The following is a 24,285-nucleotide window of genomic DNA, read 5'->3' on the forward strand; positions in this document are numbered from 1 at the left end:
CTCCCCACCCCGCCCAACCCCGATCGAACAAACTATCCTTCTGATAGGTCAACCTTTAGGCGCGTCATCGCCGGCCCGTTAGCGCCGGATGACAGACCCGAAGACGATCCCGGAGGGATGCTGATCGTGCACATCGCCGACATCACCATGTTCTACGCCCCCGCCAGTGGCGGCGTACGTACCTATCTTGATGCCAAACACCACCGTCTGGGCGCCATCCAGGGCGTCCGCCACAGCTTGCTGATACCCGGTGCCAGCGCCCAACACGCCGACGGCATCTACCAGGTGCCCGCACCGCCGCTGCCGTTCGGCAATGGCTACCGCTTCCCGGTGCGCCTGGCCCCCTGGTGCAATGTGCTGCGTCGGCTCAAGCCCGACCTGATCGAAGTCGGCGACCCGTACTTGACCGCCTGGGCTGCGCTGGAGGCGCGACGCAAGCTCGATGTGCCGGTAATCGGCTTCTACCATTCCGATCTGCCGCTGCTGGTCAGCAACCGCATGGGCAACTGGTTCACCCCCAACGTCGAGGCCTATGTCAGCAAGCTGTACGGCAATTTCGACCGGGTCCTGGCCCCTAGCCAGGTCATGGCCGACAAGTTGCGCCGCCTGGGGGTACGCGATGTGCACGTGCAGCGCCTGGGCGTGGACCTGGCTACCTTCCATCCCAGCCAGCGCGACCCACGGTTGCGTGCCGAGCTGGGCATTGCCGACACCAGTCGCCTGCTGATCTACGCCGGCCGTGGTTCGCGGGAAAAGAACCTGCCGGTGCTGCTCGACTGCATGCAGCACCTGGGCCCCCCCTACCACTTGCTGCTGGTGGGTTCGAACATGCCCGCCAACGTGCCGCAGAACGTGAGTGTGATCGATCACTTCTGCCCGGCACCGGAAGTCGCCCGGCTGATGGCCAGCGCCGACCTGCTGGTGCACGCTGGTGATCAGGAAACCTTCGGCCTGGTCATACTCGAAGCGATGGCCAGCGCCACGCCGGTGGTGGCGGTGCGCGCCGGTGCTTTCGGCGAAATCGTCAACGAACAGTGTGGGCGCCTGTGCCGCCCCAACGATGGCCAGGCCATGGCGAGGGCCGTACAAGAAGCGTTCGAAGCCGGCGTGCGCAAGCTCGGGGCACAGGCCCGGCGCCATGCCGAGCAGCAGTACTCGTGGGACCACGTGGTCGCCGGCCTGCTGCAGCACTACCAGGCCGTGCTTGGCCACCAGCCGCAGGTACGCGCCCATGGCTGAGCCAATGCCGGCAGCGCGCAGCCTGATGCTGGTGCTGCACGATGTCGCGCCCGAGACCTGGCCCGACTACCAACCCTTCGTCCAGGCCGTCGACGCCATCGGCGGCATTCCCATGACCTGGCTGGTGGTACCGGACTTTCACCACCGCAACGCGCTGCAGCGCTCGCCCACCTTCTGCCGCTTGCTCGAACAGCGCCTGGCCCGGGGCGACGAGCTTGCCCTGCACGGCTTTTATCATGCCGACAACGGCCCGCCGCCGCGCACGCCCGGCGAATACTTCATGCGCCGTATCTATACCCATGAAGGCGAGTTCTACGCCCTCGACCAGCAGCAGGCCCTGCAACGCCTGGAGCACGGCCTGGCTCTGTTCGACCAGCAGGGTTGGCCAGTGGCCGGCTTCGTCGCGCCCGCCTGGCTGATGAGCGAAGGCACCCGCCAGGCACTGCGCCGCCTGCCGCTGCGCTACACCAGCACGCCACAGCACTTGTACCGTTTACCAGACTTCACCGCGATCAAGGCTCCGGGGCTGGTCTGGAGTGCCCGCAGCAGCTGGCGCCGCGGCCTGTCACGGGTGCTGTGCGACTGGCAATGCCGGCGCTGGCGCAACGCCCAGACCCTGCGCCTGGGCCTGCACCCGGTGGACATGCGCCATCGCGCGTCCCGCGACTATTGGCTCAACACCTTGCACACGCTACTGGCACAGGGCCGCGAGCCTCTGACCAAGTCCACCTGGCTCGACCGCCAGGCCGGCGCATGAGCCGACTGGTCTGGCTGGCCCTGGCACTGCTCGGCGCCGTGCTGGTTCCGGCACTGCTAGGTGGCAGCGAGTTGCTGCCGAGGCTGCAGCGCTTCGCCCCCAGCCTGATGTTGACCCTGCTGGGCATGATCCTGCTGTGCTGGGTCATCAACGCCATTCGCCTGCGCCTGCTGCTCGGCCAGCAAGGGGCAAGGCTTGGGCGCATGCGCAGCCTGGGTGTGGTGATGGCCACTGAGTTCGCCATCTGCACCACTCCAGGCGGCAGCGGTGGCCCCTTGACCCTGATGGCCCTGCTGGCACGCGACCGTATCGGCCCGGCGCGCAGCGGCGCGGTGTTTGCCATGGACCAGCTGAATGACCTGGTGTTCTTTTTTTGCGCAATGCTGGCGATTGCCGGCTATGCGCTGTTCCACAGCCTGGGCCGCAGCCAGGAAAGCATGTTGCTGGGCAGCGCGCTGATGCTGTGCACGGCACTGGCCGGGGTGATCGGCCTGCTGCGTTACCGGCGCACGGTGATGCGCGTGAACGGCAGATTGCTGCGCCGCCTGGGCGTGAGCCGCCAGCGCAAACGCCGCTGGGCGCGCAAAGTGCTGCGCTTCATCGACGCACTGGCGCAGACCTGGCGCCTGCCCAAGCGCACGCTGACCCTGGTGTTCACCCTGACCTGCGCTCACTGGGGCCTGCGCTACAGCGTGTTGTACCTGGTATTGAGGGGGTTGGGGGTAGACTTGGCGTGGATCCCCAGCTTCCTGGTGCAGATGCTGTCACTCAGTGCCGGCCAGTTCAGCCTGCTGCCTGGCGGTGCCGGTGCCGCCGAGCTGACCTCGGCCAGCCTGCTGACCCCGCTGGTGGGCAGTTCGACCGCGGCTGCGGCGATCCTGATATGGCGGGCGGTCACTTACTACTTTTATCTGCTGGCGGGTGGGCCGGTGTTCGTGTGCCTGCTGGCGCGCCCGCTGCTGGAGCGCTGGCGGCGTCAGGCGGGTTGAGCTGCTGCCACAGTTCGGCGGCGCCAGGGAAATCGGTACCGTCGGTGTCGGCCAGGGCTTCGGGGTCGTAGCGGGCCAGGCAGCCTTCGCCGAGGGTGGGTGGGGGTGAGGCGGTGGGGTTGTTGCGGGTCTTGGCCATTGCGTATGCCTCAGGATTGCCGGGGGCGCCTTGCGCCCCTTTCGCGACACAAGGCCGCTCCCACATGGAACGGGGTACACCATACCCTTGTGGGAGCGGCCTTGCGTCGCGAAAGGGCTGCAAAGCAGCCCCAAGATCTCACAGGCAACCCGACCCTGTCAGTCAAACACCACAGTCTTGTTGCCATGCACCAACACCCGGTCTTCCAGGTGATAACGCAGGCCACGGGCCAGCACCATCTTCTCCACATCACGGCCAAAGCGGACCATGTCGTCGATGCTGTCGGCATGGCTGACACGCACCACGTCCTGCTCGATGATCGGGCCTGCGTCCAGTTCTTCGGTGACGTAGTGGCAAGTCGCGCCGATCAGCTTCACACCACGCAGGGCAGCCTGGTGATACGGCTTGGCGCCGACGAACGATGGCAGGAAGCTGTGGTGGATGTTGATCACCTTTTCAGCATAGTCCTGGCACAGTTGCGGCGGCAGAATCTGCATGTAGCGGGCCAGCACCACCACATCGGCGGCGTGCTCCTGCACCAGGCGCGAAACCTCGGCAAAGGCCGGGGCCTTGTCCTTGGGGTCGACCGGTACATGGAAGAACGGAATACCGTGCCACTCGACCATGCTGCGCAGGTCGTTGTGGTTGGAGATCACGCAAGGGATCTCGCAGTCCAGCTCATCGGTGTGCCAGCGGTGCAGCAGGTCGGCCAGGCAGTGCGACTCACGGCTGGCCATCAGCACTACGCGTTTTTTCTGCGCCGAGTCGGTAATGCGCCAGGTCATGGAGAACTCTTCGGCGATCGGCGCAAACGCCTCGCGGAAGGCTTCGATACCGAACGGCAGCGATTCGGCGCGGATTTCATGGCGCATGAAGAACCAACCGCTCTGCTCATCGGAGTGGTGGCTGGCTTCGTTGATCCAGCCATTGTACAAGGCCAGGAAATTACTGACTTTCGCCACGATGCCAACACGGTCGGGGCAGGCGATCACCAGACGATAGGTGCGCATGAATGAGACTCCAGAACTTCGCAAAGGCGCTCATTCTAGCGGCCCGCCAGCAAAAACGCAGTATTGATCGCAGCGGCCGTGGCCTGTGTTCCTGACGAGATGCACTGCCGGCATTCTCTGACAGACATGACGAAATGCAGGGTTAATTGTAAATTTTTGTTCACGTAGAGAAATGGTTGTCACAGCTTAGTTAACAGTTAATTGCCCAACAATATGTTTACTTGCGAGTATTGCCTGTCTATTATTGCCCCACACATTTCTGAACACGCATTAAGGAACACTCCATGTCCCTGATCAACGAGTACCGCGCTACCGAAGAAGCCATCAAGGAACTTCAGGCCCGCCTGGCCAACCTGTCGCAGGATGACAAGCTGAAGAAAGAACTGGAGTTCGAAGGCAAACTGCGCGCACTGATGGGCGAGTACTCCAAGTCGCTGCGCGACGTGATTGCCCTGCTCGACCCAGAGTCGAAACTGAGCAAGGCACCTCGTGGTGCGGTCAAGACTACCGCCACCAAGCGTGCACGCAAGGTCAAGCAATACAAGAACCCGCACAACAATGAAGTGATCGAAACCAAAGGCGGCAACCACAAGACCCTGAAAGAATGGAAAGCCAAGTGGGGTGGCGATGTGGTTGAAAGCTGGGCGACCCTGCTGGACTGATTGTCCGCACACGCCTGCTGCTTATCGCAACAAGAACGCCGGCATATTGCCGGCGTTCTTGTTTGTCCGCGTTTTGTGTCAGCGCTCAGCCAATTGCAAACTGTGCCTGCAATTGCCGGGCATGTACCTGCCACGCGTCCAGCACCCGCCGCCCCGCCTCGTCGGCGCCCTCCCAGGCCTGCTGCCGCGCCTGTTCAAAGTCGCCCAGCGTATTCGGCGCGCCCCACCGCGGGTCGCTCAGGCGCTGCTGGCAGAAGCTGAACCAGCGTTGCCGCTCTTCTCCGGTCAGGGTCTCGGGGAAGTTTCGCGCCCGATAGCGGAACAACAGTTCAGGCAGGCGCGAGTCATCGAACATCCACTGCCCGCGCCCCAACTGCGCCGGTTCCAGTGCACGAACTTGCTCACATAAGCGGCGATCACGGTCCCCCAGAAAACCGTCATACAACTGTTGTTCCGGGTCTTCACTCGGGGCGAAGTCTTCCTTGCCGTAGATGTGTTCCAGCTTGTCTTGCCATTGCGCCTGTTGCTTGGCCAATTCTTCGCCACGCAATTGTAACAACGTCAAGTCCAGCCCCAGCCGTCGTTGATCGGCCGGGCGCAATACCGAAAGTGGCGCCAGTACCGGGCAGCGATTGATCTGCACCAGTTTGAGCGGCACGGGTAATTCGCCTTCGGCCAGTTCTTCATGGCGGGTATACAAACGCTGGCGTAGAACTTCAGCACTTTCCCGTAGTAACGGTAGGGTTTCCTGATGCAGGTCGCACACAATCAGTGCATTGCGATTACGCGGGTGCCAGGCCAGTGGCAATACGACACCAAGGTAATTGCGTGCCGCCGAGAAGCGCCCGGATATATGTACCAGAGGCTGCAACAAACGGATCTGCTCCATCACTTTATGCTTGCTGCGCAACTGGAACAGCCAGTCATACAACTTGGGCTGTTTTTGACGGATCAGGCGGGCCAGGGCGATAGTTGCCCGCACGTCGGAAAGCGCCTCGTGAGCATGCCCGTGGTCGATGCCATTGGCCTTGCTCAGCAGTTCCAGGCGCAGGCTGGTGCGCCCGTCCTGTTGCGGCCACTCGATGCCGTCCGGGCGCAATGCATAGGCCGTGCGCACGATGTCGATCAGGTCCCAGCGGCTGTTGCCGCCCTGCCACTCTCGCGCGTAGGGGTCGAAAAAGTTGCGGTACAGGCTGTAGCGGGTCACTTCGTCGTCGAAGCGTAGGGTGTTGTAGCCAGCACCGCAGGTGCCAGGGTGCGCCAGTTGCGCATGTACCCGGGTCATGAACTCGGCTTCGCACAGGCCCTGCTCGGCCAGCAGTTGCGGAGTGATACCGGTCACCAGGCAGGCGGCCGGGTGCGGCAGGATATCATCGGAGGGCCGGCAATAAAGGCTGATCGGCTCGTCGATTTCGTTGAGGTCGAAGTCGGTGCGCACGCCGGCCACCTGTAGCGGCCGGTCACAGCGCGGGTTGATGCCGGTGGTTTCGTAGTCGTGCCAGAAAATGCTGGAGGTCACGGGGTCGTCCTGTATCGAGGTCGACCCGATTCTAGCGCGATTCTGGCCTGAGCCAGGATGCGCAGACTCAGACGGAAGCGTTGGCCGGGTTGAAGCTGAAAAAGTCGCGCAACGAGCGGACGAATTCGTCGTATTCGCGAGGCGCCTGCAGCAGCATGAAGCCGGAATCGTAATGCCCCGGCGTCTGGTCTTCGCGGCACCACAGGCAACTGGCGGTGAGGTTGACGAACTGATGCCCGCCCCCGACCAGCGGCAGACGCAACTGAAGGTCGTAGTCGGGCCCGACCAGCACCGGCAACTGGCTGATCAGCATGAGCCCGTCCTCGGAGGCATTGCCCAGCTGGCCGATCAGCTGACCGGTACAGCGGTTGAACACCTGCAGGACACAAGGCAGTTGATGGCGTTCGATGTGGCGCTTGTTGAACATGATCGCGATTGCAGTCCGTATCCGGAGCCAGGAATACGTGGAACTGGCGGTTGTTGTAACAGCTGAGTTACAGATTAGCCCAGTGCACGCGGCAAATCCTGTTAAATAAAATGCACCTTGGTGTTAACGCCAAGGTGCGGCGGTCACCGGGTTTGCCACGGCGGCTTCGGCGCCGCGCAAATGGCCGAGTTTCTCCAGGGTCTGCAGGCGCGCCTGGGCGCGATAGGCGTATTCGTTGCCCGGGTACTGCTGGATCAGGTACTGGTAGGTCTGCGCGGCATCCACGTACAACGCCTGGCGCTCCAGGCACTGGCCGCGCAGCAGCGACACCTCGGGGTGGATGAACGGTCGCGCACGGCTGGTGCGGTCGACCTGTGACAGCTCGAGCATGACCCGTGCGCAATCGCCACGGTCGTAGGCGCGGTAGGCATTGTTCAGGTGGTGGTCCATGGACCAGCGGGTGCAGCCGACGGCGCTGGCCGCCAGGGCTAAAACGATCAGGGCTCGCATGGGGGTCTCCTTTGATGCCAGTGTATCGGCCTTTGCCGGCAAATCTTCACACCCTTTTGCAAGGATACCTTGCCCGTTCAAATGCCACCCTGCCTTGGTCGCAGGTAGTGCAACGGAACAATGACTACAGCGAGATTCAGGAGTAGCCTTTCGCTGCGCTTCACTATAGGAGTCTGTGCATGAGCATCCGCCGTACCAAAATCGTCGCCACCCTTGGCCCCGCCAGCAACTCGCCGGAAGTGATCGAACAGCTGATCCTCGCCGGCCTGGACGTGGCACGCCTGAACTTCTCCCACGGCACTCCGGACGAGCACAAGGCCCGCGCGCGCCTGATCCGTGAAATCGCCGCCAAGAACGGCCGCCATGTTGCACTGCTGGGCGACCTGCAGGGTCCGAAGATCCGCATCGCCAAGTTCGCCAACAAGCGCATCGAATTGAAGATCGGTGACAAGTTCACCTTCTCCACCGCCCACCCGCTGACCGAAGGCAACCAGGACATCGTCGGTATCGACTACCCCGACCTGGTCAAGGACTGCGGCGTTGGTGACGAATTGCTGCTCGACGATGGCCGTGTGGTGATGCGCGTCGAAACCGCCACCGCAGATGCCCTGCACTGCGTGGTGATCATCGGTGGCCCGCTGTCGGACCACAAGGGTATCAACCGTAAAGGCGGCGGCCTGACCGCACCGGCCCTGACCGAGAAGGACAAGGCCGACATCAAGCTGGCCGCGGAAATGGACCTGGACTACCTGGCCGTGTCCTTCCCGCGTGACGCCAGCGACATGGAATACGCACGCAAGCTGCGTGACGAAGCTGGCGGCAGTGCCTGGCTGGTGGCCAAGATCGAACGCGCCGAAGCGGTGGCCGACGACGAGACCCTCGACAAGCTGATCCTCGCCTCCGACGCCGTGATGGTTGCCCGTGGCGACCTGGGCGTGGAAATCGGTGACGCCGAGCTGATCGCCATCCAGAAGAAGATCATCCAGCACGCCCGCCGCAACAACAAGGCGGTGATCGTGGCGACCCAGATGATGGAGTCGATGATCCAGAACCCGATGCCGACCCGCGCCGAAGTGTCCGACGTGGCCAACGCCGTGCTGGACAACACCGACGCGGTGATGCTGTCGGCCGAAAGCGCCGCTGGCTCCTACCCGATCGAAGCCGTACAGGCCATGGCCCGCATCTGCCTGGGTGCCGAAAAGCACCCGACCAGCCAGAAGTCCAGCCACCGCCTGCACACCACCTTCGAGCGTTGCGACGAAAGCATCGCCCTGGCGGCCATGTACACCGCCAACCACTTCCCTGGCGTCAAGGCGATCATCGCCCTGACCGAAAGTGGCTACACCCCGTTGATCATGTCGCGTCTGCGTTCGCACGTGCCGATCTTCGCCCTTTCGCCGCACCGCGCCACCCAGGCACGCGCCAACATGTTCCGTGGCGTCTACCCGATCGCCTTCGACCCGGCTTCGCTGCCGGCCGACAAGGTGAGCCAGGCGGCCGTCGACGAACTGCTCAAGCGTGGCCTGGTGGAGCAAGGTGACTGGGTGATCCTGACCAAGGGTGACAGCTACCACACCATCGGTGGCACCAATGGCATGAAGATCCTGCATGTCGGTGATCCTCTGATCTAAGCTCTGTTTATTACTGTACAAAGCCCTGCGAACGTAGTTGAGCGGGGCTTTTTATTATCCGGATCGAGACCGCTTTTATTAGCAAAGGTGCGAGTAGACGCCCTGAAATGCATTGTTTGCACCATCTCTACTCATATATAACCTAGTATTTTTGCCAGTAGTTACCCTGCATTGACCATGTGATCATTCAAGCTCCTTTCAGCATACTAGAGTTTACGAAATGAGCGAACCCAAACCATCCTCGGGCTTGTTAGACCCAGACTATGGGGAAAAAGGCGTTAGCCATCCCCACCCCGATATGCTTGCGATCACCGCATCAGTCGACGCTCAGCCGGGGAGATTGATTACCGGAATTGGGTCAAGTGAGCGCTACTTCATCGCAAAAGTCGATGATTCCGGAAAGCTCGACAAGCGATTCGGTACAGACGGTATCACTTGGGGACACTTCCCCGGAGATGGCTATGTAAGGAGCATACAAACTACCGCCGACAACCGAGTATTTGTCATCGGCAGCGAAACGAGAGATTACTACAACAACTTAATTGTTGCTCGCTTCGATGAGAACGGTCAGTTGGATATAGGTTTCGGAGACAACGGCTACAAGCTTATAGAATTACCCATTCAGAGAAAACGTCACGACTCAGCTACTGCAGAGATCTCACACAACCCTGGGCACGCCAACCAGACTCACCTGCTCGCGGCCGACAAAATCTACATTTTTGATCATTTCGCCAAGTCAAGCGCAGTGGTTCGACTGGACCTTGACGGGAACCTGGACAGGAGCTTTAGCGAAAACGGCTATAAGTACTTGACCCCACCAGGATATGAGGGTTCCTCTAACCTAGCCTTCTCCATGACAATTAGAAATAACAAAATTTATGTATGCGGCTCTATTTTCAGTTGGGATAACCTACCCTTTGTAGCATGCCTCAACGATAACGGAACGGAAGACAAAGGCTTTAACAATACAGGCTATCATGTGCTCACCGAGCAAAAAAATCATTCGCTCAGGGATATCGTAGCACTGGAAAAACAACAAGGCATTGTATGCTGCGGTTATAGCGGCCTGGGATACATTTGCGGCTTTAAAGAAAATGGCGAATTAGACTTTATCAAATATACTGATTCCAAGCAGGTCGAAGCCAGGTGGCAGTTTGTCCAAACATTCAATGAACACATCATTACCGTTGGCACAGCAAGGATTGGCGGAGAAACTGTAGATCATGACGAGATCATCGTAGGCCGTTGGAATCTTGATGGCAGCCCCGACACATCATTCGGCCGGTACCAGCAAGGGTGGGATCATTTGGCCTTGGGCCTTGGTAATGAATATGCGTATAGCGCTGATAGGGAAACCGACGGCAAAACAATAATTACCGGCAACACGGGTGGTGGAGTAATACTTCGTTGTCTAACCGCCGTTAAATAATCGGTTTCACAGGATACCCTTATACGGACCTACCCGTAACAACCCCCAGCTAATTGCAGTGGTGCGCTCTATGCGATAGGTCCGTACTACAGGTCCCTCAACACGTAACCTCTCCCCAAAGCGATCAAAGAGCACTAACAAACCTATCGGTAAACACCTGCCTGCGCGGCACACCGGCAATGAACAGCCACCGCGCCAACCGCTCGACACTGTTGGGCGCCCCGCACACCAGCGCTACCGTCTGGCGCGATGACGGCCGCAGCCCGGCCAACGCTTCATCCAACTGCTCTGCCAATACCAACTCGACATTCACACCCGCCATCTCACGCAACGGCTCGGCCAGATAATGCCCGGCGCCCTCGCGCGCCACATGCATCACCCTGATTTCACCTTGGTGCCCCTGCCGCAATGCCTCGCGCAAGATGCCCCACAACGGCGCCAGCCCGGTCCCCGCCGCCAGCAACCACAGCGGCCGCTGCTGCCAGTCCGGGTCGTAATGCAAGGCCCCACCCCTGAGCTCGCCCAGGCGCAGCACATCACCCAGTTGCAAGCCACGGGCCCTGTCACAAAAGGCACCGGGGCGCTGACAGTCGATATGGAACTCGAGATAATCATCTTCGCCCGGCAGGCTGGCCAAGGAGTAAGGCCGCGCTACCGCGCCATTCCACAGCACCACATGCTGCCCCGCCTGGTAACGCATTGCCCGTTCGGGGCGTAACCGTACGCGCAGCACATCGCCGAACCAGTCCAAGGCACACACCTGCGCCGGCAGGCCATCCTGCTGCGGGTCGAACAGCGCCACGCGCAGGTCTTCGACTACCTGGCACTGGCAGGCCAGGCGCCAGCCCTGGGCGTGCTTGTCCTGCGCCAGGGCCTGGGGCAAGGCGTCCAGCGGTTGCCCGGCCAGGCAGCGCACCAGGCAGGCATGGCAACTGCCGGCGCGGCAGCTGTAAGGCACGTTGAGCCCGGCATCATTCAAGGCATCGAGCAGGTTGCTGCCGGTCGGCACCGCCCAGCGGCGCTCGCCCACGCAAAGTTCGGGCATTGTGAGCTATCTCTTCCAGCTGTTGATTTTCTGGGGGCGCTTTGCGCCCTATTCGCCGGCAAGCCAGCTCCCACAGGTAATGTGCAAGCCTCAGGCATGGTGCAATCCTGTGGGAGCTGGCTTGCCGGCGATGGGCTGCAGAGCAGCCCCTTCCAAAGCATCCTATTTCTTCAGCGAGCCAGCAAGAACAATGCCTGCCACCTGCCGACCATGGTCCAGACCACTCGCAGGTGTTTCACACGGTGAGGCACGCTATACTGCCGCGCCCTTTTGCGTCGGCCATGCTGCCGGCGCGCCTTTGCAAGGCGTTTCGACACGCTGGTCGGCACCGTCGAGCGTCTATATGAATGTTCCCGTCTTTAAGAGGAGCGCGCTGCATGACCGTGATCAAGCAAGACGACCTGATTCAGAGCGTCGCCGACGCCCTGCAATTCATCTCGTACTACCACCCCGTCGATTTCATCCAGGCCATGCACGAGGCCTATCTGCGTGAAGAGTCGCCTGCTGCCCGTGATTCCATCGCCCAGATCCTGATCAACTCGCGCATGTGCGCCACCGGCCACCGCCCGATCTGCCAGGACACCGGTATCGTCACCGTGTTCGTGCGCGTGGGCATGGACGTGCGCTGGGACGGCGCCACCCTGAGCGTCGACGACATGATCAACGAAGGTGTGCGTCGCGCCTACAACCTGCCTGAAAACGTCCTGCGCGCTTCGATCCTGGCCGACCCGGCCGGTGCCCGCAAGAACACCAAGGACAACACCCCGGCAGTGATCCACTACTCCATCGTCCCAGGCGACAAGGTCGAGGTCGATGTCGCAGCCAAGGGCGGCGGCTCGGAGAACAAGTCGAAGATGGCCATGCTCAACCCGTCCGACTCGATCGTCGACTGGGTACTGAAGACCGTCCCGACCATGGGCGCTGGCTGGTGCCCGCCTGGCATGCTCGGCATCGGCATCGGCGGTACCGCCGAGAAGGCCGCGGTGATGGCCAAGGAAGTGTTGATGGAGTCCATCGACATCCACGAACTGAAAGCCCGTGGCCCGCAGAACCGCCTGGAAGAAATCCGCCTGGAGCTGTTCGAGAAGGTCAACCAGCTGGGCATCGGCGCCCAGGGCCTGGGTGGCCTGACCACCGTGCTCGACGTGAAGATCATGGACTACCCGACCCACGCCGCTTCGCTGCCGGTGTGCATGATCCCCAACTGCGCCGCCACCCGCCACGCCCACTTCGTGCTCGATGGCTCCGGCCCGGCCGAGCTGGAAGCGCCGTCGCTGGACGCCTACCCGGAAATCGTCTGGGAAGCCGGCCCGAGCGCCCGTCGCGTCAACCTCGACGCCATCACCCCAGAAGAAGTCGCCAGCTGGAAGCCGGGCGAAACCATCCTGCTCAACGGCAAGATGCTGACCGGCCGCGATGCCGCGCACAAGCGCATGGTCGAAATGCTCAACCGTGGCGAAGAGCTGCCGGTGGACCTGAAAGGCCGCTTCATCTACTACGTCGGCCCGGTCGACCCGGTCGGTGACGAAGTGGTAGGCCCAGCTGGCCCGACCACCGCCACCCGCATGGACAAGTTCACCCGCCAGATCCTCGAGCAGACCGGCCTGCTGGGCATGATCGGCAAGTCCGAGCGCGGCCCCACCGCCATCGAAGCGATCAAGGACAACAAGGCCGTGTACCTGATGGCCGTCGGCGGCGCCGCCTACCTGGTGGCCCAGGCCATCCGCAAGTCGAAGGTCCTGGCCTTCGCCGAGCTGGGCATGGAAGCGATCTACGAGTTCGAGGTCAAGGACATGCCGGTGACCGTCGCCGTGGACAGCAACGGTGAGTCGGTACACATCACTGGCCCTGCCCTGTGGCAGAGCAAGATTGCCCAGAGCCTGGCAGTCGAAGTGAAGTAAGCCTGATGTAGAGTGTCGCCTTTTTCGCGGGTAAACCCGCTCCCACAGGTAACGCGCAGCCTCAGGCTTGCGCTGCCCGTGTGGGAGCGGGCAAGCCCGCGAAGAGGCCGGCACTGTTTTCACAGAACTCTGTCAAACTGCTCCGGCCAATCCCTGCGGGTAAACACCTGCCCTTCCCGCCTCACCCGCCGCACCTCTTCAAGGTCCACTTCGCACACCAGCCACTGGCTGCAAACCGGACTCAGCTCTTCACTCAGCGCCACTACCCCATCCCCCGGCATCCCATGATCCGGCGGCACGAACAACCCTGCCCGGCCGATATTCTCGTCCAGCGCCGGCGACCACGGCGCCAGCCCGACAGTAGGGCTCTGCAACACCGCAATCTGGTTCTCCAGCGCCCGCGCCTGCGCGCCAATGCGCACCCGGTGGTAACCCGCCTCGGTGTCGGTGCAACTTGGTGTAAGGATCAGGTCGGCACCACCCTCGGCCAGGCGCCGGGCCAGCATCGGGAATTCGTTGTCGTAGCAGATCAGGATCCCCAGGCGCCCCAGTTCGGTGTCAAACACCTGCAGCCCCTGGCCCGCGACTATGTCCCACTGCTCCCGCTCGAAACGGGTCATCATCAGTTTGTCCTGGTAGCCCAGCACACCGTTGGGGCCGAACAGCCAGGCACGGTTGCGATAGCGCCCATCGCTGTCCAGTACCGGTACGCTACCTGGTTGCAGGTAGATACCCCAGCGCCGGGCGAGGCCCTCGCACAAGGCCTTCCAGGGCTCGATCAACGGCTGGATACCGGCGATAGAGGCCTTCAGGTCACCCCGTTGCTCGGCACTCAGCTGCCCGCTGAGTACCAGCCCGGCGTACTCCGGCAACAGCAGCAGGCGGGCCCCCGCCTCCACCGCCTCGGCGCACAGGCCTTGCAGGTGGTCGGCGTAGGCCTCCCAGGTTTCATGTAGCTCGATAGCGTACTGGCAGGCCGCCAGGCGGATCATATCGGCAGTTCCTTGAGCCAGAACGACATCAGCTTGTCAGAACTCTCCTGCTCGTCCAGGTCGCGCCAGGCGTAGCTGGTGCGCAGCGACGGGTCATGCAGGAAGCCGCGGTTACGCCAGAAGCCATGCAATGGCTTGTAGTCCGCTGGCCGCCGTGGATGCACGCCTGGCCGCTCGACCGCGCAGAACGCGCAGTAATCGAACTCGGCCAGTTTGTGTGCGTAGGACTCGCGCTCGATGAAAAAGCGCACCCCCAGGCCTTGGCCACGGTACTCGGGCAGCACCACCGATTCGCCGAAATAGTACACGCTGGCCGGGTCGCGCCCCTGGGCCAGGAACGGCTGCTGGAACTCGGGGGCGACATCCACCAGCGGCAGGCCGGTGGAGGCGCCGACCACCTTGCCGTGGTCCAGCGCCAGCACCACCAGGCTGCGCCCGGAGCGGGCATAGGTGGCCAGGTAGTCGGCCTCGTATTCCGGGGTGCCGTCGTAAAGGTAGGGAAACTCGCGGAACACGGTAAGGCGCAGGCGAGCGAGGTCATCGATGTAAGGCGCGATAGCGGCGCCGTGCAACAGGCGTATTTCCATGCTTGGCGGTCGTTTTGTCGATGTGGATGACGCGCTCGGCTAAGCCGGGCTTGAGGGGAAACCCTATCATCCGAAGCAACGACCCGCCTTTTCCCTCCACGACAGGTATTGTTCCATGACCGCTACCGAACTGGTAAATGCTTACTACGCTGCCTTTAACGCTGGCGACATGCCGGCCTTTCTTGCCCTGCTCAGCGAGGATGTGATCCACGACATCAACCAGGGCGAGCGACAGATGGGCAAGGCCCGGTTTGCAGCGTTCATGGACAAGATGAACCGCTGCTACCGCGAGCGCCTGGCCGACATCGTGGTGATGCAGAACGCCGACGGCAGCCGCGCGGCGGCGGAGTTCACCGTGCATGGGGAATATCTGGCCGATGACGAAGGGTTGCCGGCGGCCAACGGGCAGACCTATGTGCTGCCGGCGGGGGCGTTCTTCTATATTCACTGCGGGAAGATTGCCCGGGTGACCAACTACTACAACCTCAATGACTGGGTTGAGCAGGTGGGTTGAGCCTGGCAGGGGTGTATTGCCTGTAGCGACCTCTTCGCGGGTAAACCCGCTCCCACAGGGTCGCCACAAATTCCAAAACCTGTGCAATCCCTGTGGGAGCGGGTTTACCCGCGAAGAGGCCCGCTCAGGAGATGCGAGTGCCCAGCACCTTGAGGAATGCCGCCAGCCACGCCGGATGCGCCGGCCATGCCGGTGCCGTCACAAGGTTGCCGTCCACATGCGCCTGGTCCACCGCGATATCGATGAACGTCCCGCCCGCCAGGCGCACTTCCGGGGCACACGCCGGGTACGCACTGCATTCGCGCCCCTCCAGCACACCTGCCGCCGCCAACAGCTGGGCACCATGGCAAACCGCCGCAATCGGCTTGCCGGCCTGGTCGAACGCCCGTACCAGCTCCAGCACCTTTTCATCCAGACGCAGGTACTCCGGTGCCCGGCCACCGGGGATCAGCAACGCGTCATAACCCTCGGCACGCACCCGCACGAAATCGTAATTCAGGGCAAAATTGTGCCCCGGCTTTTCGCTGTAGGTCTGTTCGCCCTCGAAGTCATGAATCGCGGTACGCACGGTCTGCCCCGCGACCTTTTCCGGGCATACCGCATGCACGGTGTGCCCGACCATGCTCAGCGCCTGGAACGGCACCATGACCTCGTAATCTTCGACGTAGTCACCGACCAACATGAGAATTTTCTTCGCCGTCATCGCACCCACTCCTTCGATTGCCTTGAGACAGTCACTGCACGATAGCCGGTCTCAGTCGCGACGGTCGAGCAGGTTGACCACCAACCGGTCCAGCCAACCCCACAACCGCTGCTTCATCCGGCGCCACAGCGGCCGGGCATTCCAGTGGCCCAGGTCGACTACCTCGCTCAAGGCGAAATCACGCTCGAAACTGGCCTGCACGGCTGCTGTCAGCGGCGGGTCGAGTGCCTCGATATTGGCCTCGAGGTTGAAACGCAGGTTCCAGTGATCGAAGTTGCATGAGCCGATACTGACCCAGTCGTCGATCAGCACCATCTTCAGGTGCAGGAAACACGGCTGGTACTCGTAGATGCGCACCCCGGCGCGCAGCAAACGCGGGTAATAGCGGTGCCCGGCGTAACGTACCGATGGGTGATCGGTGCGTGGCCCGGTTAGCAGCAGCCGCACATCGACCCCTTTGCCGGCAGCCCGGCGCAGCGACCGGCGCACGCTCCAGGTCGGCAGGAAGTAAGGCGTTGCCAGCCAGACTCGCTGCTTGCCGCTGTTGATTGCCCGTACCAGCGAATGCAGGATGTCCTGGTGCTGGCGGGCGTCGGCATACGCCACCCGGCCCATGCCCTGCCCCTGCGCAGGCACCTTGGGCAGGCGCGGCAGGCCAAAGCCCTCAGCGGGGCGCCAGGCGGTACGACGGTTGTTGGCGTGCCACTGGCGATCGAACAGCAACTGCCAGTCGCTCACTACCGGCCCCTGCATCTGCACCATCACCTCGTGCCATTCACTGGTCGCCTCACCCGGCGTCCAGAACTCGTCGGTGACACCCGTGCCGCCCACCACTGCCCAGCGCTCGTCCACCAGCAGCAACTTGCGGTGATCGCGGTACAGGTTGCGCAGGCCACGCTTCCAGCGCAGGCGGTTGTACCAGCGCAGGTACACACCTGCGTCCAGCAGGCGCTGACGCAACTTGCTGTTGAAAGCCAGCGAGCCATAGTCGTCGAACAGGCAGCGCACCCGCACGCCACGTCGGGCAGCCTGCTCCAGCGCTTCGACCACCGCATCCGCGCAGTCACCGGCCTCGACCAGGTACAGCTCCAGGTCGACCTGGAACTCGGCGCGCACGATCGCCAGGAGCATGCGCGGAAAAAACTCGGGGCCGTCGATCAGCAGTTCGAACTGGTTGCCATCCCGCCAGGGAAAGACCGGCCCCGGCATGTCAGCGGGCGGTGAAGATCAGCACCGCGCTAACCGGCACCGACGGGTTGATGGACTTGAGCCCGGCGAACTTGCGCAGGCGTTGCAGCCCCGGCAGCAGGCCGAAATCCTCGGCGCGCAGCACCAGGGGCTCGAGGGTCACCACCTGGAAGCGTCGCTCGTCCAGGCGGGTGGCCAGCAGCAGGGCGTTGTAGCTGTGCGACTGGCCATGCAGGGTTACGGTCAGCGGCAGGCGCAGTTCGATCTGGGCACCGTTGGCCAGGTCGTTGATCGGCCGCAGGTCCAATTGCGCCTGCACCTTGGCTTCGGCAAAGCGCTCGACCTCGAACAGGTCCTCTCGCATACGTTCGTCACGCAGCGGAATACCGCTGCTCACCGAGTCCATCTCGATGCTCAACCCGGCCACACCCTTGCGGTCGACCGTGCCATGCAGCACCAGGAACCGGTGCACTTCGGCGGTGTTACCGTTCTTGCCGGTAATGAACGAAAGGCGCGAAGACTCGCCATCGAGGTGCCAGTTGGCATGGGCGGGCAGGCAAAAAGCCAGCAACAGGGCGGGCAGCAGGCGGGGCAGCTTGAACATGACAGATCTCGTGAAACCAGGCCGCCAACCTTACCCGCCCGCCTTCACGGCAGCAAGCGGCAGCCCTCGCGTGGGCCTTGCCAGGCGGCCTGGTTGCGTCGGCCCAGGCCTTCGGCGGTGACCTGCCGCTGTTGGCTGTCTTCCGCAAGCAAGCTCAGCGGCAGCCATTGCTTCACATAGCCTTGGCAATACGCCGGCTCGAAACCCATGACGAAGCGGCACGAGCAATATTCCTTGGCCGAGTAGGCCGAAAGAATGCCGGGGAAGTCCGCCAAGGCCTGGCGCTCGTGCCAGGCCCAGTACACTACCCCCAGCAATACCACCAGCAGCACCCGCTTCATGCCCCCTCCCCGGCCAGCACCGCGAGTATCAGCTTGAGCAGTTCGTCGTGCTGGTAGCTGCCGTCGCGGTCATCGGCATAACGCACGATCACCAGCTTTTGTGCGGGCAGCACGTATAGCGCCTGGCCCCAGTGGCCAAGGGCTGCATAGGTGTCTGCGGGCGCACTCGGCCAAGGCCGTGCAGCGTCGGCCAGCGGCTGGTTGAGCCACCAATGGCCACCGGGGTTGGCCTCGCCGGGCAGCGCTTCGGCCCTGGCAAACGGCGTGCGGCTGAAGGCCACCCAGGGCTTGGGCAGCAATTGCCGCCCCTGCCAGCGCCCGTCACGCTGCATCAGCAGGCCGATACGCGCCAGGTCGCGAGCGCTGAGGTACAGGTAGGACGAGCCCACGTAGGTTCCCGAGCGGTCCCGCTCCCATACCGCGCTGTCGATGCCCAAAGGGGTGAACAGCGCATGCCAGGGGTAGTCGCGGTACTGATCGGCATCGAGCATGCCACGCAGCGCGGCGGCCAGCAGGTTGCTGTCACCACTGGAATAGAGAAACCGCTGGCCCGGGCTGGCCACCGCTTCCCGCGCGGCTGTATACGCCGCCATGTCCTCGCGGCCACGGGTATACAGCATGGCCACCACCGAGGACTTGAGCGGGGCGTACTCGTAGTCCTCCTGCCAGTCCAGGCCGCTGGCCCAATGCAGCAGATCGGCCATGCGCACGCCAGGGTGGCCGTGCATGGCCGGGTAGAAACGGGCGACCGGGTCATGCAGCTGAAAGCGGCCTTCGCCCTGGGCTACGCCCAACAGCGTGGCGAGTACGCTCTTGCTGATCGACCAGGTGAGGTGGGCGGTGGCGGCGGTGCTGGGGGCGGCGTAGCGTTCGTGAAGGATACGGCCGTCGCGGATTATCAGCAGGGCGTCGGTGCGGATGCCGCTGCGTTCTGGGGTGGTGCGGGCGGGGAAGGCGTAGGCGTCGACGGCTTGCCAGTCGAGAGGGGTGTTGTCGATTGGCCAGTCCGGAGTTGGCCAGACCTCGGCTTTGGCGGTTCCCGTAGCCATGCAAAAAAGCAGCAGCAGACTTTTCAGCATCCAGTTTCAGGCTCGCAATTTTGGGGCTGCTGCACAGCCCTTTCGCGACACAAGGCCGCTCCCACAGGGAATAGCGCTGCTCTTGCTTTTGTGGGAGCGGCCTTGTGTCGCGAAAGGGCCGCAAAGCGGCCCCAGGATTCATCGGATCATCCAAACCTATCAGGCATTCATGACAATCCCGCAGCAGCCCAGGCCTTGTTCAGCCGCTTCTCCCGCGCCGCCGTCGCCAGCGCCATCACCCCCTGGTCACGCTGCCAGATCTGCGCCCACTGCTCCGGCCCCGCTGCCAACGCAGCATCGATCTCCCCTCGCAGCGCTTGGAACTGTGCGAACAATCCCCCCAGCAACAAATGGCAACCCACGCTATCGGCACACTGCCGGCTGCCCTCGGCACACCCCGCCAGCAATCCAAGCAAGCGCAGGCGCAAGTCCTGCGGCCAGGCGCACTCCTGCCCCACGCCATACAGCCAGGCCGTCAGTGCCGTAAGCACATACAAGTCCTCCAGCGAACGGAACGGCTTCACATAGGCATCCCAGCCATCACCGGCCAGCAATTCGCACGCTGCCTGCTCCAGCACCAATCGCCCGTGGCCTACCTCCGGCATCAGCGGCAGGGTAGGCAGCGCTTCCAGCGTCACACCGGGCTCCCCGGGGTAGACCACCGCCAGGCTCAATTGTGGTGCCGCCCCAGTCGCCTCGCAGCGTGCCGCCACCAACAGCCATTCCGCCTCCAGGCCTGCAGTGACGAAATCCTTGCTGCCGGTCAGCCGCAAGCCGTCCAGGCGCGTGTGCATGTCCGCCGGCCGCACGCTGCGCCGTTCGGTGGCACACAGGGCACCGAGGCTGGGTGGGGCACTGGGCCACAGCACGCGCAAGGCGGCCTGGTAGCCGACCAGGAAGGCCAGGCCCGGGGTGCTCATCGCGCGCCCGCCGAGCACCGCCAGTTCGAATGGGGCAACCGGGCCAAGGCGCTCCAGCAGGGCGGCATAGGTTTCGCCCAGGGTGCCCGCCAGCGCTTGGCGAAGCGGGTCGTTGAGTCGTTGCAACCAGGCCATCGGTCGGCTCCTTGCTGAGGGCTTTCAGTTGAGGCTCAGGGGGTGTCACGCAAGCATCACCAAAGATTCACAGGGGTGACACCCCATCTACCTAGGCTGACTTTGCACAACAAAGCCGACCGGCCGCAACCCTTCATGGCTGGCTTATGGAGACTCGTAATGACTCGGATCGCTCACGCTGGCGACAACAGCACCGAACGCCGTCTGCAAGCCGAACGCCTGGTTGGCGCTGCGGCCCTGCAGGAAGCCCAGGCCCTGCGCTACAAAGTGTTCAGCGCCGAATTCAAGGCCAAGCTCAAAGGAGCCGAGCAAGGCCTGGACATGGACGACTACGACGTGCACTGCCGCCACATTGGCGTACGCGACCTGAGCACCGGAGAGCTGGTTGCCACCACCCGCCTGCTGGACCATCAGGCTGCCAGCAGCCTGGGCCGCTTCTATAGCGAAGAAGAATTCAGCCTGCACGGGTTGTTGCAGTTGCAGGGCCCGATCTTGGAGCTGGGCCGCACCTGCGTAGCCCCCGACTACCGCAACGGCGGCACCATCGCCGTGCTCTGGGGCGAACTGGCCGAAGTGCTCAACGAAGGCCGCTACAGCTACCTGATGGGCTGCGCCAGCATCCCCATGCAGGATGGCGGGGTACAGGCCCACGCAGTGATGCAGCGACTGCGTGACCGCTACTTGTGCACCGAGCACCTGCGCGCCGAGCCAAAGAACCCGTTGCCCAACCTGTCCCTGCCGAACAATGTCATTGCCGAAATGCCACCGCTGCTAAAGGCGTACATGCGCCTGGGCGCGAAGATCTGCGGCGAGCCATGCTGGGACGAGGACTTCCAGGTGGCCGACGTGTTTATCCTGCTCAAGCGCGACGAACTGTGCCCACGCTACGCCCGCCACTTCAAGGCAGCGGTCTGATGCCGAAGCTGCGGGTAATGGCCCGCCTGACTCGACTGCTGCTGGTGCTGCTGCTGGGCATGCTGATGGCCAGCGTGATTGCCCTGGGCGAACGCCTGGGGTTCAAGGCACCCATCGAGCGCCGCCAGCGCTGGTCCTGCCTGTTCATGAAACGCCTGGTCGCGGCCTTGCCCTTCGATGTACGGGTAATCGGCGAGCTGCCGCAGCGGCCGATGCTGTGGGTCAGCAACCACGTATCCTGGACCGATATCCCCCTGCTCGGCATGCTGCTGCCGCTGTCGTTCCTGTCCAAGGCCGAAGTGCGCCATTGGCCGGTGGCCGGCTGGTTGGCGGAAAAGGCAGGCACTCTGTTCATCCGCCGTGGCGGGGGCGACAGCCAGCGCCTGCGCGAGCAGATCGCCGGGCAACTGGGCCTCTCCCGGCCGCTGCTGATCTTCCCGGAAGGCACCACCACCAGCGGCCGTACCCTGCGCACCTTTCATGGCCGCCTGCTGGCAGGCGCCATCGACCGTGGCGTGGCGGTGCAGCCGGTGGCCATCCAGTACCTGCGCGAAGGCCAGATCGACCCGATTGCGCCGTTCATTGGTGACGATGACCTGGTGTCGCACCTGATGCGCCTGTTTGCCCTGCCGCGGGGCGAGGTGTGCATTCACCTGTTGCAGCCGATCGGCAGCGTGGGCAAGGAGCGAGCGGTGCTGGCGCTGCAGGCGCAGCAGGCGATCCACCTGGCGTTGTTCGGGGTTGACGAAGTCGAGCTGGCGCCACGGCGGCAGGCGCGGGCTGCCTGAATTGTTGCACTGCCAGTACCGGCCTCTTCGCGGGCTTGCCCGCTCCCACAGGATTCGCGCATATCTTGAGGACCGCGCCAACCTGTGGGAGCGGGCAAGCCCGCGAAGAAGCCAGCGCAGGACTAACTGTCAGATAACCGGCCAGCCGCAGCAAACGCCTGCAACTGTGGATAAAACGCCCTGAAGTCCGCCAACAGTGGCTCATACAACCGCTCCAGTTCCCCCATCACCCCAACCATCCCTTCCGGCCGCGACAAGCGCCGGGCAATGCCGTTGAACACCTGCTCCAGCGTGGCAAAGTCGCCATACGCCCCCAGCCAGTCATCCGCCGCCATGAACGGCGCAATCCGCGCCAGCCGCCCCGGCAACTCGGGCTCCGCCAGCAATACCCGATAAAAGTCCCCGGTGAACTGCTCCAGCGGCTGTTCGGCATAATCCCGCCAATGCCGCGCCAGGCAATGGTCGAAAAACACATCCAGAACGATGCCTGCAAAGCGCCGCCGCTCCCGTGGAAAACGCGCCAGCGCCGCCAACACCAACGGGTGCTGGTCGGTATAGCTGTCGATATGCCGGTGCAGCCGGATGGCCGCCTCCAGCGCAGGTGGGAAGCGCCCTTCCAATGAGCCTTTGACGAAGTCGCCATACAGGCTGCCAAGCAGTTGTTGCGGCGCCGGGCCGCCCAGGTGCAGGTGTGCGAGGTAGTTCATCAGCGCAGTCTAGCACCGCCAGCTGGCATATCGTTATAACGCGATATAGCGATTCATGCTGAGCTCAGAACCTCTTGGTATTGGTATATCGGCAAAGCGCGATTTACATTTCGTTCCATCGCGATATACCGCTACAACGAGCCTCAACCCATGCCTCTCGATCTCGACGAAATCATAAAAGCGCTGGCCCACCCGGTCAGGCGAGAAATCCTCAGCTGGCTGAAGGACCCGGCAACGCAATTCCCCGACCAGTACCACAGCACCGAGAACGGTGTGTGTGCCGGGCAGATCGACCAACGCTGCGGCCTTTCGCAGTCGACCGTCTCCGCCCACCTGGCCACCCTGCAGCGCGCCGGGCTGATCAGCAGCCAGAAGATCGGCCAATGGCACTTCTTCAAACGCAACGAAGCCACCATCCAGGCATTTCTCGAACAACTGCGCCAAGCACTTTGAACAGGCAGGTAACCGTCATGACCACGCTTTTCGATCCGATCACCCTGGGCGACCTGCAACTGCCCAACCGCATCATCATGGCCCCGCTCACCCGCTGCCGGGCCGACGACGGCCGCGTACCCAACGCGTTGATGGCCGAGTACTACGTGCAGCGCGCCAGCGCCGGGCTGATCCTAAGCGAGGCGACCTCGGTCAGCGCCATGGGCGTCGGCTACCCGGATACCCCCGGTATCTGGAACGACGAACAGGTGCGTGGCTGGAACAATGTGACCAAGGCCGTGCATGCCGCCGGCGGGCGCATCTTCCTGCAGCTATGGCATGTAGGCCGCATCTCCCACCCCAGCTACCTGAACGGCGAGCTGCCGGTAGCCCCCAGTGCAATTCAGCCTAAAGGCCATGTAAGCCTGGTACGCCCGCTCAGCGACTACCCCACCCCGCGCGCGCTGGAAACCGAAGAAATCATCGACATCGTCGAGGCCTACCGCAGCGGTGCCGAGAATGCCAAGGCTGCCGGTTTCGATGGCGTGGAAATCCACGGTGCCAACGGCTACCTGCTCGACCAGTTCCTGCAGAGCAGCACCAACCAGCGCACCGACCGCTACGGCGGCTCGCTGGAAAACCGTGCGCGGCTGCTGCTGGAAGTGACCGATGCGGCCATCGAGGTGTGGGGCGCCAACCGCGTCGGCGTGCACCTGGCACCGCGTGCCGATGCCCATGACATGGGCGATGCCGACCGCGCCGAAACCTTTACCTACGTAGCCCGCGAGCTGGGCAAGCGGGGTATTGCCTTCATCTGCTCGCGTGAAAAGGAAGCCGATGACAGTATCGGCCCGCTGATCAAGGAAGCGTTCGGTGGCCCGTACATCGTCAATGAGCGGTTTGACAAGGCCAGTGCCAATGCGGCCCTGGCCAGTGGCAAGGCTGACGCCGTGGCGTTTGGCGTGCCGTTCATCGCCAACCCTGACCTGCCGGCGCGGCTGGCGGCGGATGCGCCGTTGAACGAGGCGCGGCCGGAGACTTTCTATGGCAAGGGGCCGGTGGGATACATCGACTATCCGCGGTTGTAACTGAAATCGCCGGGGCCGCTTTGCGGCCCTTTCG

Annotated in this window: 26 protein-coding genes; 12 read left to right on the forward strand and 14 right to left on the reverse strand. The window is 63.0% G+C overall.

Translation table 11 applies throughout. The features are described 5' to 3' along the window. Positions 1 to 117 precede the first annotated feature (117 nt). From JV551A3_RS26035 to JV551A3_RS26045, 3 genes are read left to right on the forward strand one after another with little or no spacing between them, the layout of a single operon-like run. A complete protein-coding gene (locus JV551A3_RS26035) occupies positions 118 to 1,239 on the forward strand; it encodes a glycosyltransferase family 4 protein (RefSeq protein WP_133975184.1) in 1,122 nt (373 codons plus the stop codon). Continuing rightward, positions 1,232 to 1,996, forward strand: a complete 765-nt coding sequence (locus JV551A3_RS26040) for a DUF2334 domain-containing protein (RefSeq protein WP_133975186.1) — start codon at positions 1,232 to 1,234, stop codon at positions 1,994 to 1,996. Before JV551A3_RS26035 ends, JV551A3_RS26040 begins: the two co-directional genes overlap by 8 nt. Continuing rightward, entirely contained in the window at positions 1,993 to 2,985 is a 993-nt protein-coding gene (locus JV551A3_RS26045) for a lysylphosphatidylglycerol synthase transmembrane domain-containing protein (protein WP_133975188.1), read from the forward strand. Before JV551A3_RS26040 ends, JV551A3_RS26045 begins: the two co-directional genes overlap by 4 nt. A 297-nt stretch (positions 2,986 to 3,282) precedes the next feature. Here the strand turns inward: JV551A3_RS26045 and purU are convergent, their stop codons facing one another. Next, complete coding sequence (gene purU, locus JV551A3_RS26055) at positions 3,283 to 4,134, reverse strand: formyltetrahydrofolate deformylase (protein ID WP_023662871.1); 852 nt, start codon at positions 4,132 to 4,134, stop codon at positions 3,283 to 3,285. A 284-nt stretch (positions 4,135 to 4,418) separates the two neighbouring features. Here purU and mvaT point away from each other — a divergent pair, with 284 nt between their 5' ends. Then, a complete protein-coding gene (mvaT, locus tag JV551A3_RS26060; RefSeq protein WP_015271662.1) occupies positions 4,419 to 4,796 on the forward strand; it encodes a histone-like nucleoid-structuring protein MvaT in 378 nt (125 codons plus the stop codon). An 85-nt stretch (positions 4,797 to 4,881) separates the two neighbouring features. Here mvaT and sbcB read toward each other — a convergent pair whose 3' ends face one another. From sbcB to JV551A3_RS26075, 3 genes are all read right to left on the reverse strand, one after another. Further along, positions 4,882 to 6,315 carry an exodeoxyribonuclease I gene (gene sbcB, locus JV551A3_RS26065; protein ID WP_133975192.1) on the reverse strand — a complete coding sequence of 478 codons (1,434 nt, stop codon included), beginning with the start codon at positions 6,313 to 6,315 and terminating at the stop codon, positions 4,882 to 4,884. Positions 6,316 to 6,382: 67 nt separating this feature from the next. Continuing rightward, the gene (locus JV551A3_RS26070; RefSeq protein ID WP_114170035.1) at positions 6,383 to 6,742 is read right to left on the reverse strand and encodes a PilZ domain-containing protein; all 360 of its coding nucleotides are present in this window, start codon (positions 6,740 to 6,742) and stop codon (positions 6,383 to 6,385) included. A 123-nt stretch (positions 6,743 to 6,865) separates the two neighbouring features. Beyond that, positions 6,866 to 7,252, reverse strand: a complete 387-nt coding sequence (locus JV551A3_RS26075; protein WP_025340503.1) for a tol-pal system YbgF family protein — start codon at positions 7,250 to 7,252, stop codon at positions 6,866 to 6,868. Between the two features lie 179 nt (positions 7,253 to 7,431). On the opposite strand from JV551A3_RS26075, the gene pyk reads away from it, so the two are divergent. Together pyk and JV551A3_RS26085 are read left to right on the forward strand one after the other, a co-directional pair. Then, positions 7,432 to 8,883: a pyruvate kinase gene (pyk, locus tag JV551A3_RS26080; protein ID WP_133975194.1), complete on the forward strand. Its 1,452-nt coding sequence runs from the start codon at positions 7,432 to 7,434 to the stop codon at positions 8,881 to 8,883. Positions 8,884 to 9,103: 220 nt separating this feature from the next. Next, a complete protein-coding gene (locus JV551A3_RS26085; RefSeq protein ID WP_133975196.1) occupies positions 9,104 to 10,312 on the forward strand; it encodes an NHL repeat-containing protein in 1,209 nt (402 codons plus the stop codon). A gap of 124 nt (positions 10,313 to 10,436) precedes the next feature. Here the strand turns inward: JV551A3_RS26085 and JV551A3_RS26090 are convergent, their stop codons facing one another. After that, on the reverse strand, positions 10,437 to 11,357 hold the full coding sequence (locus JV551A3_RS26090) for an iron-sulfur-binding ferredoxin reductase (protein WP_133975198.1): 921 nt from the start codon (positions 11,355 to 11,357) through the stop codon (positions 10,437 to 10,439). 377 nt (positions 11,358 to 11,734) lie between these two features. On the opposite strand from JV551A3_RS26090, the gene JV551A3_RS26095 reads away from it, so the two are divergent. Further along, positions 11,735 to 13,258, forward strand: a complete 1,524-nt coding sequence (locus JV551A3_RS26095) for a fumarate hydratase (RefSeq protein WP_112250390.1) — start codon at positions 11,735 to 11,737, stop codon at positions 13,256 to 13,258. A 119-nt stretch (positions 13,259 to 13,377) separates the two neighbouring features. Here the strand turns inward: JV551A3_RS26095 and JV551A3_RS26100 are convergent, their stop codons facing one another. Together JV551A3_RS26100 and JV551A3_RS26105 are read right to left on the reverse strand one after the other, a co-directional pair. After that, complete coding sequence (locus JV551A3_RS26100) at positions 13,378 to 14,250, reverse strand: carbon-nitrogen hydrolase family protein (protein ID WP_133975200.1); 873 nt, start codon at positions 14,248 to 14,250, stop codon at positions 13,378 to 13,380. Then, positions 14,247 to 14,837 carry a GNAT family N-acetyltransferase gene (locus JV551A3_RS26105; protein WP_112250386.1) on the reverse strand — a complete coding sequence of 197 codons (591 nt, stop codon included), beginning with the start codon at positions 14,835 to 14,837 and terminating at the stop codon, positions 14,247 to 14,249. The genes JV551A3_RS26100 and JV551A3_RS26105 overlap by 4 nt, the downstream gene beginning before the upstream one ends. Positions 14,838 to 14,952: 115 nt before the next feature. On the opposite strand from JV551A3_RS26105, the gene JV551A3_RS26110 reads away from it, so the two are divergent. After that, the gene (locus JV551A3_RS26110; RefSeq protein WP_015271666.1) at positions 14,953 to 15,351 is read left to right on the forward strand and encodes a nuclear transport factor 2 family protein; all 399 of its coding nucleotides are present in this window, start codon (positions 14,953 to 14,955) and stop codon (positions 15,349 to 15,351) included. A gap of 124 nt (positions 15,352 to 15,475) precedes the next feature. Here the strand turns inward: JV551A3_RS26110 and JV551A3_RS26120 are convergent, their stop codons facing one another. The 6 genes from JV551A3_RS26120 to JV551A3_RS26145 form a co-directional block, all read right to left on the reverse strand. Then, on the reverse strand, positions 15,476 to 16,054 hold the full coding sequence (locus JV551A3_RS26120; protein WP_112250384.1) for a DJ-1/PfpI family protein: 579 nt from the start codon (positions 16,052 to 16,054) through the stop codon (positions 15,476 to 15,478). A 51-nt stretch (positions 16,055 to 16,105) separates the two neighbouring features. Further along, positions 16,106 to 17,263 carry a phospholipase D-like domain-containing protein gene (locus JV551A3_RS26125; protein WP_133975202.1) on the reverse strand — a complete coding sequence of 386 codons (1,158 nt, stop codon included), beginning with the start codon at positions 17,261 to 17,263 and terminating at the stop codon, positions 16,106 to 16,108. A 1-nt stretch (position 17,264) separates the two neighbouring features. Next, a complete protein-coding gene (locus tag JV551A3_RS26130) occupies positions 17,265 to 17,846 on the reverse strand; it encodes a YceI family protein (protein WP_013974065.1) in 582 nt (193 codons plus the stop codon). A gap of 44 nt (positions 17,847 to 17,890) precedes the next feature. Continuing rightward, positions 17,891 to 18,187: an amidase gene (locus tag JV551A3_RS26135; RefSeq protein WP_133975204.1), complete on the reverse strand. Its 297-nt coding sequence runs from the start codon at positions 18,185 to 18,187 to the stop codon at positions 17,891 to 17,893. After that, entirely contained in the window at positions 18,184 to 19,266 is a 1,083-nt protein-coding gene (locus JV551A3_RS26140; RefSeq protein WP_133975206.1) for a serine hydrolase domain-containing protein, read from the reverse strand. The genes JV551A3_RS26135 and JV551A3_RS26140 overlap by 4 nt, the downstream gene beginning before the upstream one ends. A gap of 167 nt (positions 19,267 to 19,433) precedes the next feature. Next, the gene (locus JV551A3_RS26145) at positions 19,434 to 20,321 is read right to left on the reverse strand and encodes an acyl-CoA dehydrogenase middle domain-containing protein (protein ID WP_133975208.1); all 888 of its coding nucleotides are present in this window, start codon (positions 20,319 to 20,321) and stop codon (positions 19,434 to 19,436) included. A gap of 159 nt (positions 20,322 to 20,480) precedes the next feature. Between JV551A3_RS26145 and olsB the strand changes: the two genes are divergently transcribed. Continuing rightward, the gene (olsB, locus tag JV551A3_RS26150) at positions 20,481 to 21,236 is read left to right on the forward strand and encodes an L-ornithine N(alpha)-acyltransferase (RefSeq protein WP_133975210.1); all 756 of its coding nucleotides are present in this window, start codon (positions 20,481 to 20,483) and stop codon (positions 21,234 to 21,236) included. Next, a complete protein-coding gene (locus tag JV551A3_RS26155; protein ID WP_133975212.1) occupies positions 21,236 to 22,024 on the forward strand; it encodes a lysophospholipid acyltransferase family protein in 789 nt (262 codons plus the stop codon). Before olsB ends, JV551A3_RS26155 begins: the two co-directional genes overlap by 1 nt. Before the next feature lie 122 nt (positions 22,025 to 22,146). Here JV551A3_RS26155 and JV551A3_RS26160 read toward each other — a convergent pair whose 3' ends face one another. After that, positions 22,147 to 22,731: an acyl carrier protein phosphodiesterase gene (locus JV551A3_RS26160; protein WP_133975223.1), complete on the reverse strand. Its 585-nt coding sequence runs from the start codon at positions 22,729 to 22,731 to the stop codon at positions 22,147 to 22,149. Between the two features lie 150 nt (positions 22,732 to 22,881). Here JV551A3_RS26160 and JV551A3_RS26165 point away from each other — a divergent pair, with 150 nt between their 5' ends. Both JV551A3_RS26165 and JV551A3_RS26170 read left to right on the forward strand, forming a co-directional pair. Next, a complete protein-coding gene (locus JV551A3_RS26165; RefSeq protein WP_003258229.1) occupies positions 22,882 to 23,184 on the forward strand; it encodes an ArsR/SmtB family transcription factor in 303 nt (100 codons plus the stop codon). A gap of 17 nt (positions 23,185 to 23,201) precedes the next feature. Continuing rightward, the gene (locus JV551A3_RS26170) at positions 23,202 to 24,251 is read left to right on the forward strand and encodes an alkene reductase (RefSeq protein ID WP_133975225.1); all 1,050 of its coding nucleotides are present in this window, start codon (positions 23,202 to 23,204) and stop codon (positions 24,249 to 24,251) included. The last annotated feature ends 34 nt before the right edge of the window (positions 24,252 to 24,285 follow it).

Origin of the sequence: Pseudomonas inefficax (assembly GCF_900277125.1) — a bacterium.
Lineage (GTDB): Bacteria > Pseudomonadota > Gammaproteobacteria > Pseudomonadales > Pseudomonadaceae > Aquipseudomonas > Aquipseudomonas inefficax.

Bases quoted from the DNA above. Each gene is read 5' to 3' on its own strand.
- JV551A3_RS26035 (WP_133975184.1), top strand. From the start codon at position 118: ATGCTGATCGTGCACATCGCCGACATCACCATGTTCTACGCCCCCGCC.
- JV551A3_RS26040 (WP_133975186.1), top strand. From the start codon at position 1,232: ATGGCTGAGCCAATGCCGGCAGCGCGCAGCCTGATGCTGGTGCTGCAC.
- JV551A3_RS26045 (WP_133975188.1), top strand. From the start codon at position 1,993: ATGAGCCGACTGGTCTGGCTGGCCCTGGCACTGCTCGGCGCCGTGCTG.
- purU (WP_023662871.1), bottom strand. From the start codon at position 4,134: ATGCGCACCTATCGTCTGGTGATCGCCTGCCCCGACCGTGTTGGCATC.
- mvaT (WP_015271662.1), top strand. From the start codon at position 4,419: ATGTCCCTGATCAACGAGTACCGCGCTACCGAAGAAGCCATCAAGGAA.
- JV551A3_RS26070 (WP_114170035.1), bottom strand. From the start codon at position 6,742: ATGTTCAACAAGCGCCACATCGAACGCCATCAACTGCCTTGTGTCCTG.
- JV551A3_RS26075 (WP_025340503.1), bottom strand. From the start codon at position 7,252: ATGCGAGCCCTGATCGTTTTAGCCCTGGCGGCCAGCGCCGTCGGCTGC.
- pyk (WP_133975194.1), top strand. From the start codon at position 7,432: ATGAGCATCCGCCGTACCAAAATCGTCGCCACCCTTGGCCCCGCCAGC.
- JV551A3_RS26085 (WP_133975196.1), top strand. From the start codon at position 9,104: ATGAGCGAACCCAAACCATCCTCGGGCTTGTTAGACCCAGACTATGGG.
- JV551A3_RS26090 (WP_133975198.1), bottom strand. From the start codon at position 11,357: ATGCCCGAACTTTGCGTGGGCGAGCGCCGCTGGGCGGTGCCGACCGGC.
- JV551A3_RS26095 (WP_112250390.1), top strand. From the start codon at position 11,735: ATGACCGTGATCAAGCAAGACGACCTGATTCAGAGCGTCGCCGACGCC.
- JV551A3_RS26100 (WP_133975200.1), bottom strand. From the start codon at position 14,250: ATGATCCGCCTGGCGGCCTGCCAGTACGCTATCGAGCTACATGAAACC.
- JV551A3_RS26105 (WP_112250386.1), bottom strand. From the start codon at position 14,837: ATGGAAATACGCCTGTTGCACGGCGCCGCTATCGCGCCTTACATCGAT.
- JV551A3_RS26110 (WP_015271666.1), top strand. From the start codon at position 14,953: ATGACCGCTACCGAACTGGTAAATGCTTACTACGCTGCCTTTAACGCT.
- JV551A3_RS26120 (WP_112250384.1), bottom strand. From the start codon at position 16,054: ATGACGGCGAAGAAAATTCTCATGTTGGTCGGTGACTACGTCGAAGAT.
- JV551A3_RS26125 (WP_133975202.1), bottom strand. From the start codon at position 17,263: ATGCCGGGGCCGGTCTTTCCCTGGCGGGATGGCAACCAGTTCGAACTG.
- JV551A3_RS26130 (WP_013974065.1), bottom strand. From the start codon at position 17,846: ATGTTCAAGCTGCCCCGCCTGCTGCCCGCCCTGTTGCTGGCTTTTTGC.
- JV551A3_RS26135 (WP_133975204.1), bottom strand. From the start codon at position 18,187: ATGAAGCGGGTGCTGCTGGTGGTATTGCTGGGGGTAGTGTACTGGGCC.
- JV551A3_RS26140 (WP_133975206.1), bottom strand. From the start codon at position 19,266: ATGCTGAAAAGTCTGCTGCTGCTTTTTTGCATGGCTACGGGAACCGCC.
- JV551A3_RS26145 (WP_133975208.1), bottom strand. From the start codon at position 20,321: ATGGCCTGGTTGCAACGACTCAACGACCCGCTTCGCCAAGCGCTGGCG.
- olsB (WP_133975210.1), top strand. From the start codon at position 20,481: ATGACTCGGATCGCTCACGCTGGCGACAACAGCACCGAACGCCGTCTG.
- JV551A3_RS26155 (WP_133975212.1), top strand. From the start codon at position 21,236: ATGCCGAAGCTGCGGGTAATGGCCCGCCTGACTCGACTGCTGCTGGTG.
- JV551A3_RS26160 (WP_133975223.1), bottom strand. From the start codon at position 22,731: ATGAACTACCTCGCACACCTGCACCTGGGCGGCCCGGCGCCGCAACAA.
- JV551A3_RS26165 (WP_003258229.1), top strand. From the start codon at position 22,882: ATGCCTCTCGATCTCGACGAAATCATAAAAGCGCTGGCCCACCCGGTC.
- JV551A3_RS26170 (WP_133975225.1), top strand. From the start codon at position 23,202: ATGACCACGCTTTTCGATCCGATCACCCTGGGCGACCTGCAACTGCCC.